This is a genomic window from Flavobacterium sp. AC274 (genome assembly GCF_979258275.1).
Window position 1 is genome coordinate 4,326,761 of the sequence record NZ_OZ409852.1, and the last position, 16,097, is coordinate 4,342,857.

Genomic DNA, 16,097 nt, shown 5'->3' on the forward strand with positions numbered 1-16,097 from the left:
CCATTGGGGCAATATATTTATAGAAAACAATAAATCCATTGCTAGCAGCTCCATCGGAGCGAAATATTAATGTCTTTAAAACATAAATTCATGAAGGCTAATGAATCCTATTTAGAAAGTGTTAAAAAGCAATTTCTTTATTATAAAATGCTCGGCGAAAAATCCATCGACCAATTAGAACCGCAACAGCTTTTTGTTTCTGTAAATGAGGACACCAATAGTATTGCAACAATTATAAAACACATTTCCGGCAATATGTTATCGCGCTGGACAGACTTTCTAACATCAGATGGTGAAAAAAATGGCGCAATCGTGATGCTGAATTTGAAAATGATTTACAATCTAAAGAAGAAGTTCTCGATGTTTGGAACAAAGGCTGGGATTGTTTTCTTGATGCTTTAAACAGTTTAAACCCGGAACAGCTTTCAGATATTATTTATATTCGAAACGAAGGGCACACCGTTATTGAAGCCATAAATCGTCAATTGGCTCATTATCCGTATCATGTAGGGCAAATTGTTTTTTATGCAAAACAATTGAAAAATGGAGATTGGGATAGTTTATCTATTCCGAAAAATAAATCCGGAAATTACAATGCGGAAAAGTTTGCCAAAGAAAAAGAAATCAAGAACTTTACCGATGATGAATTGAAGAGATTGAAATAAGACCCTTCGACTTCTCTGAGGCGACACAAAGCATATCACTAGCCCTGATTGCAATGGAAATCCTTTTTGTTTTTTCTTTAAAAACAAAAAGATTGAAATGGAAAGCAGGAAATAGCTCCTAAAAAAACAACTTATATTTAAAATGAAAAAAATTATATTTCTTTTACCGTTAGTCACATTATTCTCCTGTTATAACGCAGAACACAATTGCAAAGATTTTAAAACCGGAAAATTCAAATTTGAGTTTGAAGTAAATGGTGTTAAAAAAACAACCGTTTTTGAACGTAAAGACAATATCGAGATCGAGACTTTTGAAGGGAAAACAGACACATCAACAATTCGCTGGGTAAGTGATTGCGAATATGTTTTGCAGAAAAAACACCCAAAAAACATGGCTGAGGAAAAAGCAATCAGCATGAAGATTTTAAATACTTCTAAAGATTCATATACTTTTGAATTTGGAATGGTGGGTTCTGAAGAAAAACAACGTGGGAAGGTTTATAAAATTGATTAAATAAACTACTAATTCTGCCACAAAGGCACAAAGACGCAAAGTTTATATCTTGGTGTTTTTGTGCCTTTTTTGTAAAATACAAATATTTTAATGTGTTTCTTTTACATTTCTATTTTAAATGTTAAATTACAACTCAAATCTTACACATGAAAAACACGATTTCACATAGAGTTGCCGACTTTTTAAAGGATTATCCGCCTTTTAATTTTATGCATCAAAAGGATCTTGAAAAATTATCTGAGCAAATTTCTATTGTTTACAAAGATAAAGACGCTGTTATTTTTGCAGAAAATGATAAAACGCACGATTCTTTTTATGTGGTTCATAAAGGGGCAATTGCACTTAAAAAAAGTTCTAAAAACAATGTTTTGGACATGTGTGATGAAGGTGATATTTTTGGATTGCGTCCGCTTTTGGCACAGGAAAATTATATTATGGAAGCCGTTGCTCATGAAGAAAGTATTCTTTATGCGATTCCAATTGCTGTTTTTAAGCCGTATGCACTGGAAAACAGAAATGTTGGTAATTTCCTGATTGAAAGTTACGCTTCAAATACTCGCAATCCTTATTCGGATATTCATAAAGATAAATTATACGGCGACGATTTAGGAAACGACAATTTACATTCTACAAAAGATTCTTTCGATTTACAGCCTATAAAATATTCGAAGAAAATTGTGACTTGCAGTCCGTCGACAACAGCGAGAGATATTGCGAAAATCATGAATAAGAAAAAAGTTGGTGCAATTTTGATTGTTGATGAAATGCTTCCGATTGGTATTATTACCGATAAAGATTTGCGTAATAAGATTGTCACCGGTGATTATTCGATCCTGACTACAGCCGAAACGATTATGACAAAGCCTGTGGTTACGTATCCTAAAAAAATGACGGTTACAGAGGCGCAAATGGCAATGATGAAAAGCAACATCAACTATTTATGTCTTACAAAAGACGGAACTGTAAATACGAAAGCAGTTGGTATTTTATCCAAACATGATGTAATGGTGGCGTTGGGAAATAATCCTGCTGTTTTGATAAAAGCTTTAAAAAGAGCTAAAAAAGCAAAGGAAATTAAACCTATTCGTGCCAGAATTATGCAATTGCTTCAGGGATATTTAGATCAAAACATTCCGATGACATTGATTTCAAAAATCATAACCGAATTGAATGAAGCCTGTACAACGCGCGTTATTGAAATTTGTATCGAAAAAATGAGCAGTCCGCCACCAGTAAAATTTGCATGGCTGGCACTTGGAAGTCAAGGAAGAAGCGAACAAATGCTGCATACTGATCAGGATAATGCAATTGTATATGAAAATGTTTCGGAAGTTTTTAGGGATGAAACAAAAGTCTATTTTTTAAAATTTGCCGCTCTTGTTAATAAAGGTCTTTTTGATATTGGCTACGATTATTGCCCTGCAGAAATGATGGCATCGAATCCAAAATGGTGTATGAGTCTGGACGAATGGAAAACCCAGGTGCATCATTGGATTACGAATCCGGGAAAAAATGAGGTTTTACTCTCTTTTATTTTCTTTGATTATAGTGTTACTTATGGTGATACAGAGATTACTAATGAACTTTCTGAATTTATTTTTGAAAATGTAAAAGCAAACCCTATTTTTTATGTTCACTTAGTGAGCGGCGCTTTACAGAGTCCTTCGCCAACAGGCTTTTTCAGGCAATTTTTAGTAGAACAAGACGGTGCAAATAAAGATAATTTTGATATTAAAAGACGCGCTTTAATGCCGCTTACGGATGCAGCACGAGTTTTGATTTTATCACACTCTGTAAAATCTATCAGCAATACTGCCGAACGTTTTGAAAAATTGGCCGAACTGGAACCCAACAATAGAGAGCTGTATTTGTCCTGTTCTTATTCATTTAAAGCGTTATTAAAATTTAGAACGAAACAAGGGCTTTTACATAATGATTCGGGCCAATTTATAGCATTGGAATCTTTATCAAAAATGGAAAAAATAAAACTCAAAAGGACTTTTAAAACGATCAAGGAACTTCAGGAATTGATTAGTATTAGATTTAATGTTTCAAATGTGGTATAAATATGAGTTTATTTAATTTTTGGAAAAAAGAAGATAATTTATTTGATGAAAATATCAGTATTGAAGAAACGAGATTTGTTGTTTTAGATACAGAAACTACAGGCTTTGATTATGACAATGATAGAATACTATGCATTGGCGCCTTGGTTTTGCAAAATAATATGATATCGATTCAGGATAGTTTTGAAGTTTACATTCAACAAGATCATTACGACAAATCGACTGCTCAGATTCATGGTATTTTGAAAGATTTTGTCTTAAAACGTCCTAATGAATTAGAAGCTTTACAGCAATTTTTAGTTTTTTTAGGCGATTCAATTATTATCGCACATCACACTATTTTTGATGTTACAATGATTAATAAAGCACTGGAAAGAAATAATTTACCAGCTTTAACGAACAAAACTTTAGATACAGCACATTTGTATAAAAAGACTTTAATTAAATCGCATTTATTTGAAAGAAAGGATCATTATACCTTAGATGATCTTGCCGATAAATTTGATATTTCTAAAAAAGACAGGCATACCGCTTTAGGCGACGCTTATATTACTGCCATTGCGTTTTTGAAAATTGTAAAGAAATTAAAAGAGAAAAAAGAAATTAATTTAAATCAGATTTTCAAATAATTCACATTTTTTTATGAAGCTAAAATTTACATTTAGCATCAATTATTTACTATTTAATAATATATACCTTATTTTTATTAGCAAAAAGAAAAAACTAGCATAACATCTATATTGATTTTGAAAGATAGCTTTGTTAAAAAACAAAAAACAAACTATTATGAAATTTAACTTTTTAAAATCAGTAGCATTACTGGGCTTTACAGGGCTTTCTGTAATTAGCTGCCAAAATGATGATTCAAAAGACTCTTCTAACGATGTCAATGCAGATATTGATTTTACATCACATTCAAAAGTTCCAGCTTTTGTATATCCAATGACTGGCTTCGAAAATCTTAAAATCAGTACTTTAATCAGTACTACCGATGTTTTACCAGAATCGCCAGCTTTTATTTACGGTGCGCAGCCTGACGGTGCAGGATTAATGAAAAATCCAACCGGAGAAGGTTACATCATGATTACGAATCACGAAATTTTGCAATCGGTTTCACGAGTTTATTTTGATAAAACTTTTAAACCTGTAAAAGGAGATTATCTTGTTGACGGAATTGGCGGATTAACACGTTTGTGTTCTGCAACTTTGGTAACTCCTGAGGTTCATGGATTTGGCCCTATCTTTTTAACAGCTGGAGAAAGTGGTCAGGAAAGTATGGTTCACGGAATTAATCCTCTGGGATTGTCTACAGACAAAAGCAGAACCGACAGAGTTTTACCTGCTTTAGGAAAAGCGGCTATGGAAAATGCAGTTCCGTTAACAAAGGAAGCTTATCCGGGAAAAACGGTTATAATTATTGGCGAAGATCAATCTTATGCAACTTCTCACGCAAGTGCCGGTCAGTTAATTATGTATATGAGCAATACTGTTGGTGATCTATCTAACGGAAAATTGTATGCTTTAAAAAGAACAGACGGAAATCAGGTAGAAACTACAATGACTTTAAACAATTCATACCCAGTTTCATTTGTCGAAATTCCGGATGCTAAAAACTTAACCGGTGCTGTAATTAATACAACTGTAAATGCATTGGGTGCTATCCGTTTTTCAAGAGTCGAAGACGTTGATTACAGAAAAGGTAGTGCAAGCAATAATAGAGAGGTTTATTTTACGGCTACAGGTCAGGCAACTTCAAACGTTCCTGTTGAAGGCTACACAATGTGGGGAAGAGTTTATAAATTAAAAATGGATGCCAATGATCCTTTAAAAGGAACATTAGAGCTGGCTGTTGAAGGTGACAGTACTCCAGGAACGGGAATTATTAATCCTGATAATTTATGTGTTACAGAAAATTATGTTTACATTCAGGAAGATGGTGACAGCTATTATGCCGATGCCAAACACGATTCTTATATCTGGCAGTATAATATCGCTTCAAAACAAAATAAGCCTTGGTTAAACATGAACCATAAAAGAACTGATGCAGCGTGGAATACATTGTACAATCAAACGGGTGAAATGAGATTTGGAAGCTGGGAATTTGGTGCAATGCAGGATATCTCAGATATTATTGGTGTTCCGGATACTTTTACGGTAAATATTCATCCTCATACATGGCAGAGCGATGCATTTAAAAATGCAGATGGTTCAGGAATTAATACAAATAAAGAAGGCGGTCAGACTGTAATTATCAGAAACGTACAACGTTAATCTTTTTAATCTAAATAATTCAACCCTTATTTTAAAAATAAGGGTTGTTTTCTTTTATAGTAATATTATGAAATTGAAACATTTTATTCTTCTCTTTTTATCGCTTTGCTTGTTTTTTTCATGCAAAGAAAATAAGGTTTCACAAACCACCATTAAACAGGATATATTAGTTGATTTAAGCAAATTAAACAATGAAATTGAAAAATTTATAAATCTTGCAGATCATAATAAATCACAAAAAGAAATTCTGGAACAATTTAAAAAATCTCGTCTTGCTTATAAAAAAACAGAATGGGCGATTGAATATTTTATTCCTGAAACAGCCAGGTTTATGAATGGACCTGCATTGGACGAAATGGAACTTGAAGAAAACAGGTCGTTTGAACCCCATGGTTTTCAGGTAATAGAAGAATTGATCTATCCTGAATATGAAATTGAAAATAAAGAAAATCTAATCAGAGAACTCAATATTTTTAAATCGAATATTAAACAGTTACAAAGCACTTTTGAAGTTATAACAATTAGTAATAATTATGTTTTAGATGCGGTACAGCAAAACGTTTACAGAATCATTGCTTTAGGAATCACTGGTTTTGACAGTCCTATTTTACAATCTTCAATTCCTGAAACAAGTCAAAGCTTAATAGAGATTCCGGTTATATTTGAAAAAATAAACCCAAATAGTAAAATACTGGCAGATTTAAGAAAGCTAACACTTAAAGCCCAAAAGTATTGTGTTGACAATAATAACTTCAACGCTTTCAACAGGGCCTTTTTTATAACTGAGTATTTAAATCCAATTTCAAAGAAAATTAATTTTTTCAACAGCAGGAGAATATAAAAATTGTAACAAAGAATAGTCCCTTAAAACCTACTATTGCTACTTTATTTGATCAAGATGCTTTTGATGTAAACGGATTTGTTCTTTCAAAAGATTATAATTTTACGGCTGACAAAGCAACTTTAGGAGAAAAATTATTTTATGACAAAAGCCTTTCTAAAAACAATGACAGAAGTTGTGCCTCTTGTCATCATCCTGAAAAAGCTTTTACAGATGGCTTAAAAACAAATCTTTCATTAACGGGAAGTAATTTGGCAAGAAACACTCCTACACTAACGTATGCTTCATTACAAAATGCTCAATTTTGGGATATGCGTCAGTTGGATTTAGAAAAGCAAAGTGTTGATGTTATTCAAAATAAGGATGAAATGCATGGCTCTATGGAAAGTATTCATGCAAAAATTTTATTAGATCTGAATTATATAAAATTATTTCAAAAAGCATTTCCAAAAACTACTAAACCTGAGGCGTGGCAAATTCAAAATACTATTGCCAGTTATGTCAGATCTTTAAATTCTTTTGATTCGAGATTTGATCTTTATATGAGAGGAGAAAAAAATGCATTGAATAATGAAGAAATTGAAGGAATGAATCTTTTTATGGGCAAAGCCAAATGTGCAACCTGTCATTTTACGCCTTTGTTTAACGGAACTGTTCCTCCAGGCTACTCAAAAACTGAACATGAAGTTATTGGAACTCCTGCTGAAGCAAACGGAAAAAAACTGAGTCCGGATTCTGGTCGTTATTTATATAATAAAATGCCGCAGCTAATTGGAGCATTTAAAACTCCGACAGTTAGAAATATTGCAATTACAGCTCCATACATGCATAACGGAGTTTTCAAAACTCTGGAAGAAGTTGTTGATTTTTATAATAAAGGTGGTGGAAAAGGTCTGGGATATGAAGTAGAAAACCAAACACTTCCTTTTGATGAATTAAAGTTGAATAAAAAGGAAGAAAAGGCTCTTGTTGCCTTTATGAAAACACTGACTGATAAAAGATATCAGTAAAAGATATTGTAAAAAAAGCGCTAAGAAAATCTTAGCGCTTTTTTAAAATTTATTCCAAAACTAAACCAATCTGGCCGTCGTCATCTAATTCTGTTTCAACCGAATCATCCTCTGAAATCTCCGGCGTTTCAGGAATTTCTTCAACAGGCTCTTCGTAAGGTAGCGGGTCTAATAAATTAACTTGTTTAAGTTTTTCAGTTGTTAACTGATTCCCTAAAGCTTTAAAACCTTTTACAGCTATAAATTCCTCAACATCAATATGTAAATCTTCTTTTTGAACTCCTTTTACTTTAGCAAAAACCAATTGTGCCATCGGACGATAATCTGTCGAAACAATTTCTAATTGCGAATTTGGATGTTCTGTAATGAAACTTTCTTCTTTTCCTTCATTTTCAACTAAAAAGCGTTTCAAATAATAACGCTCTTTTTCTCCGTCATAATAAATAGCAGAAATTGGTTTCTTAGGATTCCATTTTTCCAACACAATCATATCTTCATCAAAATGTGTCGATAACTCCGGAATTATAACTTTCAGTTTACCACTTTGATTAATAATCAAGATTTTATCACTTGGTTTAAACTCACCTAATAATTCTCCTCTTGCATCAACATTCAAACGTTTTACAGTATCATCAAACCAAACTTTTCTTGGCAATAAAGTCGAAATTCCTTTTTCTTTTAATTCAATTTTCTTGATAGGATATTTGGTTACCAAATTTCCTTTTGATGCACGTCCTTTAATGGCTAGTTTGGCAAAATCAATATCAAATTTCAATTTCTTGATCGTTCCAACCTGGCGCAATAAAATTGTTATTACCTCTGCTTCCCCATTCGGATTATGTGAAAAATAAACCACTTGGGAACCAGCTGTTTCATTGGTCAAATCATAAGGCTTATCACGCGTTACACCCGACACATTAAAGCGTTTAATGTATGAAGGCCCTGATTTTCCATCACGATAAATCATGTTGTAAATCGTACGTTTATCACTCTTATCAAAAATAGCGACGTGGATAATATCTTTTCCAACAAATGTTTTTGCATCAACTTTTGTTACAAGCATTTTTCCATCACGGAGAAACACAATAACATCATCAATATCAGAACAATCGGTAAGATATTCGTCTTTTTTCAAGCTTGTTCCCACAAAACCTTCTTCGCGATTTACATACAATTTTGTGTTTCTTAAAACTACTTTTGTAGCCTCAACATTATCAAAAACACGAAGTTCTGTCTGGCGCTCGCGGCCTTTTCCGTATTTCTCTTTTAATTTAGTAAAGTATGCAATTGCAAAATCTGTCAGATTTTCTAAATTATGCTCTACTTCCTTCATTTCATCCTCTAACTTAGCGATAAAATCATCGGCTTTATCAGAGTCAAAACGGGTAATACGAATCATCGGAATCTGAGTCAATCGCTGTAAATCTTCATCGTTGATTTCTCTGACAAATGATTTTTTGAAAGGATCAAATCGGTCGTATAAATATTTATAAAGAGATTCCCTATCAGAATACAATTTGAAATCAATATACATTTCTTCACGAATGAAGATTTTCTCCAAAGTCGAGAAATGCCATTTATTTTTTAATTCTTCTAATTGAATTTCTAATTCCTGACGAAGTAAATCTACTGTTCTATGAGTCGAAATTTTCAACATTTCAGAAACTCCGATAAACAAAGGTTTGTTATCTTCAATAACACAACCCAAAGGCGCTACAGAAGTTTCGCAAGCTGTAAAAGCAAATAAAGCATCAATAGTTTTATCTGGAGAAACGCCTGGAAACAAGTGAATTAAAATTTCAACATCAGCCGCCGTATTGTCTTCAATTTTCTTGATTTTGATTTTACCTTTATCATTGGCTTTCAAAATACTGTCAATCAAAGTAGTCGTATTGGTCGAAAACGGAATTTGCGTGATCACCAAAGTGTTCTTGTCCAATTGTGAAATTTTCGCACGAACACGAACACGTCCACCACGCAATCCGTCATTATAATTTGACACATCGGCAATACCCTGAGTCATGAAATCAGGATATAATGTGAATGCTTTTCCTTTTAAAATTTTGATCGAAGCATCAATTAATTCATTGAAATTGTGAGGTAAAACTTTAGTCGAAAGACCAACCGCAATTCCCTCTGCTCCTTGTGCCAAAAGCAACGGAAACTTTACCGGAAGATTGTTTGGTTCTGCACGACGACCATCGTATGAAACTCCCCAATCTGTAATTTTCGGCGAATATAAAACCTCCAAAGCAAATTTAGATAAACGTGCCTCGATGTAACGAGAAGCCGCAGCTCCGTCGCCCGTTAAGATATTCCCCCAGTTTCCCTGACAGTCAATCAATAAATCTTTCTGACCAATCTGTACCATTGCATCACCAATACTCGCATCTCCGTGAGGGTGATACTGCATGGTGTGTCCTACAACATTGGCAACTTTATTATAACGACCATCATCCAACTCTTTCAAAGAGTGCATAATACGACGTTGAACCGGTTTAAAACCATCTTCAATTGCCGGAACTGCACGTTCAAGAATTACATAAGAAGCATAATCAAGAAACCAATCTTTATACATTCCCGTTACTTTCGTAATAACGTCTTCTCCTTCTTCTTCCTGATTCTCGTAAAAATGCTGTCCTTCAAAATGTTTAGCGTCTACGTCAATAATTTCATCGTCTCCTTCCTGATTTTCATCAAGCTGGTTTTCGTCTGAATTATTTTCGTCTTCGTTTGGAATTATGTTATCGTCTTCTTCGTCTTTCATATATTTTGTTCAGTATAAATACTAAAAAATTCTTCTGTAATTCTTTGTTTTAAATAGCAACATCTTCAATCGTATCCAACTCCACCTTCAAATTCTTGATAATGAATTCTTGTCTGTCCGGGGTATTTTTCCCCATATAGAAAGACAATAATTGCTCTATCGAAGTATTTTTATCCATCATAATTGGGTCAAGACGAATCGTTTCTCCAATAAAATTCTTAAACTCATCAGGAGAAATCTCTCCCAAACCTTTAAATCGGGTGATTTCCGGTTTTGGTTTTAATTTTTCGATGGCATCTCTTCTCTCTTCTTCAGAATAACAATAGATGGTTTCTTTTTTATTTCGAACCCTGAAAAGCGGTGTTTGCAAAATGTATAAATGTCCTTCTTTGATTAATTCAGGAAAGAATTGCAAAAAGAAAGTAATCAACAACAAACGAATGTGCATTCCGTCGACATCGGCATCGGTTGCGATTACGATATTGTTGTAACGTAGTTTTTCCAGTCCGTCTTCAATATCTAAAGCGGCTTGCAATAAATTGAATTCTTCATTTTCATAGACGATTTTTTTCGTCATTCCGTAGGAATTCAACGGCTTACCACGCAAACTAAAAACGGCTTGTGTATTTACATCACGCGATTTGGTGATCGATCCGGAAGCCGAATCTCCCTCGGTAATAAAAAGTGTACTTTCTAAGTTTCTAGGGTTTTTTGTATCCGGAAGATGCGCTCTGCAATCTCTTAATTTTTTATTATGAAGATTGGCTTTCTTCGCACGATCTGTTGCCAGTTTACGAATTCCTGATAATTCTTTTCTTTCGCGTTCTGCCTGCAAAATCTTGCGTAACAAAGCTTCTGCTGTTGGCGGATTTTTGTGCAAATAATTGTCAAGTTTGTTCTTAACAAAGTCATTTACAAAAGTACGAACCGAAACCGCAGGCGTTCCATCATCAGAACCCATATCTGTAGAACCTAATTTTGTTTTGGTCTGAGACTCAAAAACCGGTTCCATAACTTTAATACTAATCGCACTTACAATCGATTTACGAACATCTGAAGCTTCAAAATTTTTGTTGTAAAACTCACGAATGGTTTTTACAATTGCTTCTCTGTAAGCCGCTAAGTGCGTTCCTCCTTGTGTCGTATTTTGTCCGTTTACAAAAGAGTGATATTCTTCGCTATATTGTGTTTTACTGTGTGTTAAAGCGATTTCAATATCATGATCTTTCAAATGAATGATCGGATATTCTAAATCATCTTCATTAATGGTTTCTTCTAATAAATCTCTAAGACCATTCTCAGAAATGTATTTTTCGCCATTAAAAATAATCGTTAAACCATTGTTTAAATAACAATAGTTTTTGACCATTTTAATAACATATTCCATACGGAATTTGTAATTTTTGAAGATTGTTTCATCTGGCGTAAAAGTTACTTTTGTTCCTTTACGTTTGGTTGTCTCGATTACATCTTCTTCTAAAACCAGATTTCCTCCTGAAAATTCTGCTGCTTTTTGTTTGTCATCACGAACAGATTCTACACGAAAATAATTCGAAAGTGCATTTACCGCTTTTGTTCCGACACCATTTAAACCAACAGATTTCTGAAAAGCTTTAGAATCGTACTTTCCTCCGGTATTCATTTTCGAAACTACATCTACTACTTTCCCTAACGGAATTCCACGTCCGTAATCACGAACCGAAACCGTTTTATCTTTGATGGTAACTTCAATCGTTTTTCCGGAGCCCATGACGAACTCATCGATACAGTTATCTAAAACCTCTTTTAATAGAATATAAATACCATCATCCGGCGAAGATCCATCTCCCAATTTTCCGATATACATTCCCGGACGCATACGAATATGCTCCTTCCAGTCGAGTGATCGGATATTATCTTCGTTATATTGATTTTGCTCTAGCATAAATGAATTGGATTTTCGGCTAATGTACCATTTCTAGCTAAAAAATAAAAGCGTATTTTCTTTTTGTTACGAATAATAACAGCTTTGAATTCTATTTAAATTGATTTTAAAATAATACAGCCTTTAAAAGTAGAAAATATCCGTTCTAAAATAAAAAAGCACTATTTGATTCCCAGAACTTCTTTTGCCAAAGCAATCATTTCGGGAGTTCCCGTATTTTTGTTTTTTTCGTCAGAAAGCTTCACGACGCCCTGCCAATGGGTATTATCTGGCTTTGTGTCGGTTAATTTTATCACCATATTCATGGAAGGCAATCCAACATCATTGGTAAAATTGGTTCCAATGCCAAATGACATTTTAATTTTGTCTTTACAAAAGTCCGCGATCGTTTTTACTTTATCAAAATTAAGCGAATCTGAGAAAACAATAGCTTTAGATTTTGGATCAATCCCCATTTTGATATAATGAGAGATTACTTTTTGGGCAAACTCAACAGGATCTCCACTATCGTGCCTTACACCATCAAAAAGTTTAGAGTATTTTTTATCAAATTGATTGAAAAATATATCTGTTGTGTATGTATCTGTTAAAGCGATTCCGAGGTCACCGCCATAAACTTGTGTCCAATGTTCGAGACTTATCGAATTTGCCATTTTAAAACCGTATTGTGCGGCATGAAACATAAACCATTCGTGTGCGTGAGTTCCTAAAGGGCGCTTGTTGTTGAGCATGGCAAAATGGACATTGCTTGTTCCGATGAAACTTTCTGAGCCAAAAGTTCGCAGTGTTTCATTAACCAAAACATGTACATCGTAAGAATGACGTCTTCTTGTACCAAATTCTAAAACAGAAACTCCTAATTTATTATAGTTGTCAATCTTATTTTTAGTGAGCGTTTTTATAGCCTCATCATTCAGTCGAATTAAGTGATTTGATTTATAAAAAAGTTCAGAAATCAAAGCCATTAAAGGCACTTCCCATAAAATGGTTCGGTACCAAAAACCTTCTACAACAACTTTAATTTCTGAACCTTCCTGAGTAATTTTAACTTCTGCCGGATCAAAACTATATCCCTGTAAAAAATCTAAATAAGTAGGATCGAGATACGGACAGTAATGTGACAGATAATGCTTTTCATCTTTTGTTAGTCGCAAATCTGCCATGGCATCAACCGATTTTCGAAGCAAATCTGCAAAACCGGGCGGAAAAATATGTTTGCCGCGATTTATAAATCCATAACGCACTTTAGCCTTTGGAAAAAGTCTGATTACGGCATGCTGCATCGTAAATTTGTAGAAATCATTATCTAAAATTGATTTCAAAAAAGTTGTTTCCATAAGGCAAGTTGCTATATTTTTTTCAAATCCGTAACAGCTAAGATACGCCAATTCGATAAAAGAAGAAAATGATATAAATCAACTTTGCTAAAAATTCTTACTTGGAAACTATTTTAAATGCTGCAATACTATTTGTGTCTACAAAAAAAGTAATATACTCTCCTATTGTATTATCAAAAGTTATCTGAAACTCTAAACCGCCTTTTCTCTCTCTTCCGTTAGTGATTTTAACGGGTTGATTTCTTTTATTTAAATAATAAAACTGATCTGATTTTGAAATATTTTTAATTTCAAAAGTGATTTTATCGCCATTTCTTACTTCAATTATTCCAGAATCCGGCGATTTGATTTTATAATCTTTCTCAATGGTTTTATTGTAAATTAAAGGTCCGTTTAAGAAATCTTCTTTACTTAATTTATTACCTAAATACGATTCGGAATCTGGGAAATGTTTGGCAAAAAAATAATCAGGATCGGTATCAAAATAAACAGAAGAAAAATCATTTGCCATTCGGCCTTTGCTGCTGTCATAATAGCCTTGGCCCCAGGTAACGTCTACCAATCTCCATTTTTTATCAATCAAAACCATATTCCATGCATGATTTGAAGAAGTATTTTTTCGTCCAATATCTACTAATCTGGTTTTAGAATCTCCGCGAACAATTTCACATTTAATTCCAACTAATGAAGCTAAATGTTGATACAAAACCGTAAAACCTTCGCAAACGGCTTTTTTAGACTTAAATGCTTTTTCAACCATTTGATCATTCAGCGCCTGAATCTTTCTTTGTTTTTCGGCTTCTGAACGATAGCTAAAGCTCTGTGTTTTTGGCGGATTCAAAAAAGCAGCATAATCATACCTTACATTAAGAGCAATCCAGCTATAAATTGCTCTCGCTTTGTCGTAATCAGAGGTAAAATCCTTTTCGATTCTCTCTGCCAATTTTTCGGTTGTACTAAAACTTTTTGGGTATTTTAAAACGATGTTATCAATTGCATTATATTTTTGTGCAAATGAAGAATACAGGAAGATAACATTTATAAGGAGTAAAAAAATAATCTTTTTTGGTGTCATAAATTAGAAACAATCTTTTATAATATCTTTTAATTCTTTGTCTAATTCGGCGTTAGAAATTTGATTTTTTTCTAAATCGAAATTAGCATTGAAGGCCGGTAACGAAAATGTAGCTTTTATTTCGGCTCCATATCTTGGCAAAGCATTACGCGCAATTTCTAAAACAGAAGCTCCGCCTCTTGTACCTGGCGAAGTTGCCATTAGTAACATTGGTTTTTGCTGAAAGACTTCTTTGGTAATTCGGGAAGACCAATCGAATATATTTTTAAAGGCTGTTGAGTAGTTGTTATTATTTTCAGCCAAAGAAACGACTAAAATATCTGCGCTTGCCAGTTTGGTTAAAAACGCTTTTGCTTTTTCATGCTGACCGATTTCTTTCTCTAAATCAACGCTGAATAATGGCATTGCGAAATCATTTAAATCTAAAACTTCAACTTCTCCATTCTCAATTAAACCTGCAGCATAAGTTGCCAGTTTTTTATTGATTGATTGTTGACTATTACTTCCTCCAAAGGCTATAATTTTCATATTGTGGTATTTGTGTTATATCTGACAGCAAAGTTCTTGCCACAGATTACATTCTACAGATTAAAAATATCATAACGAAATCCTTCTAATCTGTAAAATCTGTGGTAATATCTTATTTTTCTATTTCAAAAATCTCTTTCTGTATTTCTACTGAATATTCATTTGGATAAATTTTTCCTCCGTATGACTTAGCGTAGACTTTTGTAAATTCTGCCCCAAAATACAGAATTATTGCTGAATAATACACCCAAACCAAAATAATAATTACAGAACCCGCCGCACCATAAACTGACGCCACTGTAGAGCTTCCTAAATAAAATCCTATAGCAAATTTACCAATCATAAAAAGTACAGCCGTAACTGATGAACCGATAATTGCATCTTTCCATCTTATTTTTCCGTCTGGCAATGTTCTGAAAATAATGGTAAAAAGAAGCGTAATACTAGCCAAAACAATGAAAATATTTACGACGTAAAACAAATAAACAGTACTTTCCGGGAAGTATATTTTTAAACGGGTACTTACCAAATCTAGAGTTGTATTTACCAAAAGACTAACGAGCATTAAAAATCCAACCGAAGCAATCATTGAAAATGACATTAATCTGTTTTGTATGAATTTCTTAAGGCCTTTGTCTGGTTTTGCTCGCAAACCCCAAATAAAATTAATGGAACTTTGTATTTCTGCAAAAACCCCCGAAGCCCCTATTAATAACATTACTATACCAAAAACGGTTGCAAAAACATTACTTCCGGAAAGTTGTACGTTTTTTATAGCTTCCTGAATCTGAATTGCTGCTTCATTTCCAACCATCTCATTAATTTGTCCGTATAATTGTCCCGTTACTGCTTCTTCACCAAAGAAAAAACCGCAAATTGTTATGATAATAATCAATAAGGGCGGCAATGCAAAAATGGTATAATAGGATAATGCTGCACTAAGTTTAATAGCATTGTCATCATTAAATTCTAAAAAGGTATTCTTGAGCAGAAACCACGTTTTGGAGAATATATTCTTAATTTTCACGATACTTCGATTTTTGGATATTCTCTCAAATTTAAACAATAAGTTAAAATTTTAAATTGTTGCTTTTTGAGC

At 33.5% G+C, this 16,097-nt stretch carries 12 protein-coding genes and 1 pseudogene; 7 read left to right on the forward strand and 6 right to left on the reverse strand.

From position 1 onward, the window contains the following. Nucleotides 1-90: 90 nt before the first annotated feature. The 7 genes and pseudogenes from ACZZZT_RS19630 (at nucleotide 91) to ACZZZT_RS19660 (ending at nucleotide 7,367) form a co-directional block, all read left to right on the forward strand. Nucleotides 91-665: pseudogene (locus ACZZZT_RS19630) on the forward strand (DUF1572 family protein). Between the two features lie 142 nt (nucleotides 666-807). After that, the gene (locus ACZZZT_RS19635; RefSeq protein WP_042564570.1) at nucleotides 808-1,179 is read left to right on the forward strand and encodes a hypothetical protein; all 372 of its coding nucleotides are present in this window, start codon (nucleotides 808-810) and stop codon (nucleotides 1,177-1,179) included. A 146-nt stretch (nucleotides 1,180-1,325) separates the two neighbouring features. Next, nucleotides 1,326-3,245 (forward strand): DUF294 nucleotidyltransferase-like domain-containing protein, encoded by a 1,920-nt coding sequence (locus ACZZZT_RS19640; protein ID WP_463461635.1) that lies wholly within the window; start codon nucleotides 1,326-1,328, stop codon nucleotides 3,243-3,245. A gap of 2 nt (nucleotides 3,246-3,247) precedes the next feature. Beyond that, the gene (locus ACZZZT_RS19645; protein ID WP_463461636.1) at nucleotides 3,248-3,874 is read left to right on the forward strand and encodes a 3'-5' exonuclease; all 627 of its coding nucleotides are present in this window, start codon (nucleotides 3,248-3,250) and stop codon (nucleotides 3,872-3,874) included. A 157-nt stretch (nucleotides 3,875-4,031) separates the two neighbouring features. Further along, nucleotides 4,032-5,516, forward strand: coding sequence for an alkaline phosphatase PhoX (locus ACZZZT_RS19650; protein WP_463461637.1), 1,485 nt, complete (start codon nucleotides 4,032-4,034; stop codon nucleotides 5,514-5,516). Between the two features lie 67 nt (nucleotides 5,517-5,583). Then, a complete protein-coding gene (locus ACZZZT_RS19655; RefSeq protein ID WP_463461638.1) occupies nucleotides 5,584-6,357 on the forward strand; it encodes a hypothetical protein in 774 nt (257 codons plus the stop codon). 35 nt (nucleotides 6,358-6,392) lie between these two features. Then, nucleotides 6,393-7,367: a cytochrome-c peroxidase gene (locus tag ACZZZT_RS19660; protein WP_463462473.1), complete on the forward strand. Its 975-nt coding sequence runs from the start codon at nucleotides 6,393-6,395 to the stop codon at nucleotides 7,365-7,367. 49 nt (nucleotides 7,368-7,416) lie between these two features. Here ACZZZT_RS19660 and ACZZZT_RS19665 read toward each other — a convergent pair whose 3' ends face one another. The 6 genes from ACZZZT_RS19665 to ACZZZT_RS19690 form a co-directional block, all read right to left on the reverse strand. Continuing rightward, the gene (locus ACZZZT_RS19665; protein ID WP_463461639.1) at nucleotides 7,417-10,134 is read right to left on the reverse strand and encodes a DNA gyrase/topoisomerase IV subunit A; all 2,718 of its coding nucleotides are present in this window, start codon (nucleotides 10,132-10,134) and stop codon (nucleotides 7,417-7,419) included. Nucleotides 10,135-10,183: 49 nt separating this feature from the next. Next, a complete protein-coding gene (locus ACZZZT_RS19670) occupies nucleotides 10,184-12,058 on the reverse strand; it encodes a DNA topoisomerase IV subunit B (RefSeq protein ID WP_042564145.1) in 1,875 nt (624 codons plus the stop codon). A gap of 161 nt (nucleotides 12,059-12,219) precedes the next feature. Further along, the gene (pncB, locus tag ACZZZT_RS19675; RefSeq protein WP_463461640.1) at nucleotides 12,220-13,395 is read right to left on the reverse strand and encodes a nicotinate phosphoribosyltransferase; all 1,176 of its coding nucleotides are present in this window, start codon (nucleotides 13,393-13,395) and stop codon (nucleotides 12,220-12,222) included. 97 nt (nucleotides 13,396-13,492) lie between these two features. After that, nucleotides 13,493-14,470, reverse strand: a complete 978-nt coding sequence (locus ACZZZT_RS19680; protein WP_463461641.1) for a transglutaminase domain-containing protein — start codon at nucleotides 14,468-14,470, stop codon at nucleotides 13,493-13,495. A 3-nt stretch (nucleotides 14,471-14,473) separates the two neighbouring features. Then, complete coding sequence (locus ACZZZT_RS19685; protein WP_463461642.1) at nucleotides 14,474-14,998, reverse strand: NADPH-dependent FMN reductase; 525 nt, start codon at nucleotides 14,996-14,998, stop codon at nucleotides 14,474-14,476. A gap of 112 nt (nucleotides 14,999-15,110) precedes the next feature. Then, a complete protein-coding gene (locus ACZZZT_RS19690) occupies nucleotides 15,111-16,025 on the reverse strand; it encodes a YihY/virulence factor BrkB family protein (protein ID WP_084540193.1) in 915 nt (304 codons plus the stop codon). Nucleotides 16,026-16,097 lie beyond the last annotated feature (72 nt).

Excerpts from the sequence above, each read along its gene's own strand:
- ACZZZT_RS19635 (WP_042564570.1), top strand. The coding sequence starts at position 808 with ATGAAAAAAATTATATTTCTTTTACCGTTAGTCACATTATTCTCCTGT.
- ACZZZT_RS19640 (WP_463461635.1), top strand. The coding sequence starts at position 1,326 with ATGAAAAACACGATTTCACATAGAGTTGCCGACTTTTTAAAGGATTAT.
- ACZZZT_RS19645 (WP_463461636.1), top strand. The coding sequence starts at position 3,248 with ATGAGTTTATTTAATTTTTGGAAAAAAGAAGATAATTTATTTGATGAA.
- ACZZZT_RS19650 (WP_463461637.1), top strand. The coding sequence starts at position 4,032 with ATGAAATTTAACTTTTTAAAATCAGTAGCATTACTGGGCTTTACAGGG.
- ACZZZT_RS19655 (WP_463461638.1), top strand. The coding sequence starts at position 5,584 with ATGAAATTGAAACATTTTATTCTTCTCTTTTTATCGCTTTGCTTGTTT.
- ACZZZT_RS19665 (WP_463461639.1), bottom strand. The coding sequence starts at position 10,134 with ATGAAAGACGAAGAAGACGATAACATAATTCCAAACGAAGACGAAAAT.
- ACZZZT_RS19670 (WP_042564145.1), bottom strand. The coding sequence starts at position 12,058 with ATGCTAGAGCAAAATCAATATAACGAAGATAATATCCGATCACTCGAC.
- pncB (WP_463461640.1), bottom strand. The coding sequence starts at position 13,395 with ATGGAAACAACTTTTTTGAAATCAATTTTAGATAATGATTTCTACAAA.
- ACZZZT_RS19680 (WP_463461641.1), bottom strand. The coding sequence starts at position 14,470 with ATGACACCAAAAAAGATTATTTTTTTACTCCTTATAAATGTTATCTTC.
- ACZZZT_RS19685 (WP_463461642.1), bottom strand. The coding sequence starts at position 14,998 with ATGAAAATTATAGCCTTTGGAGGAAGTAATAGTCAACAATCAATCAAT.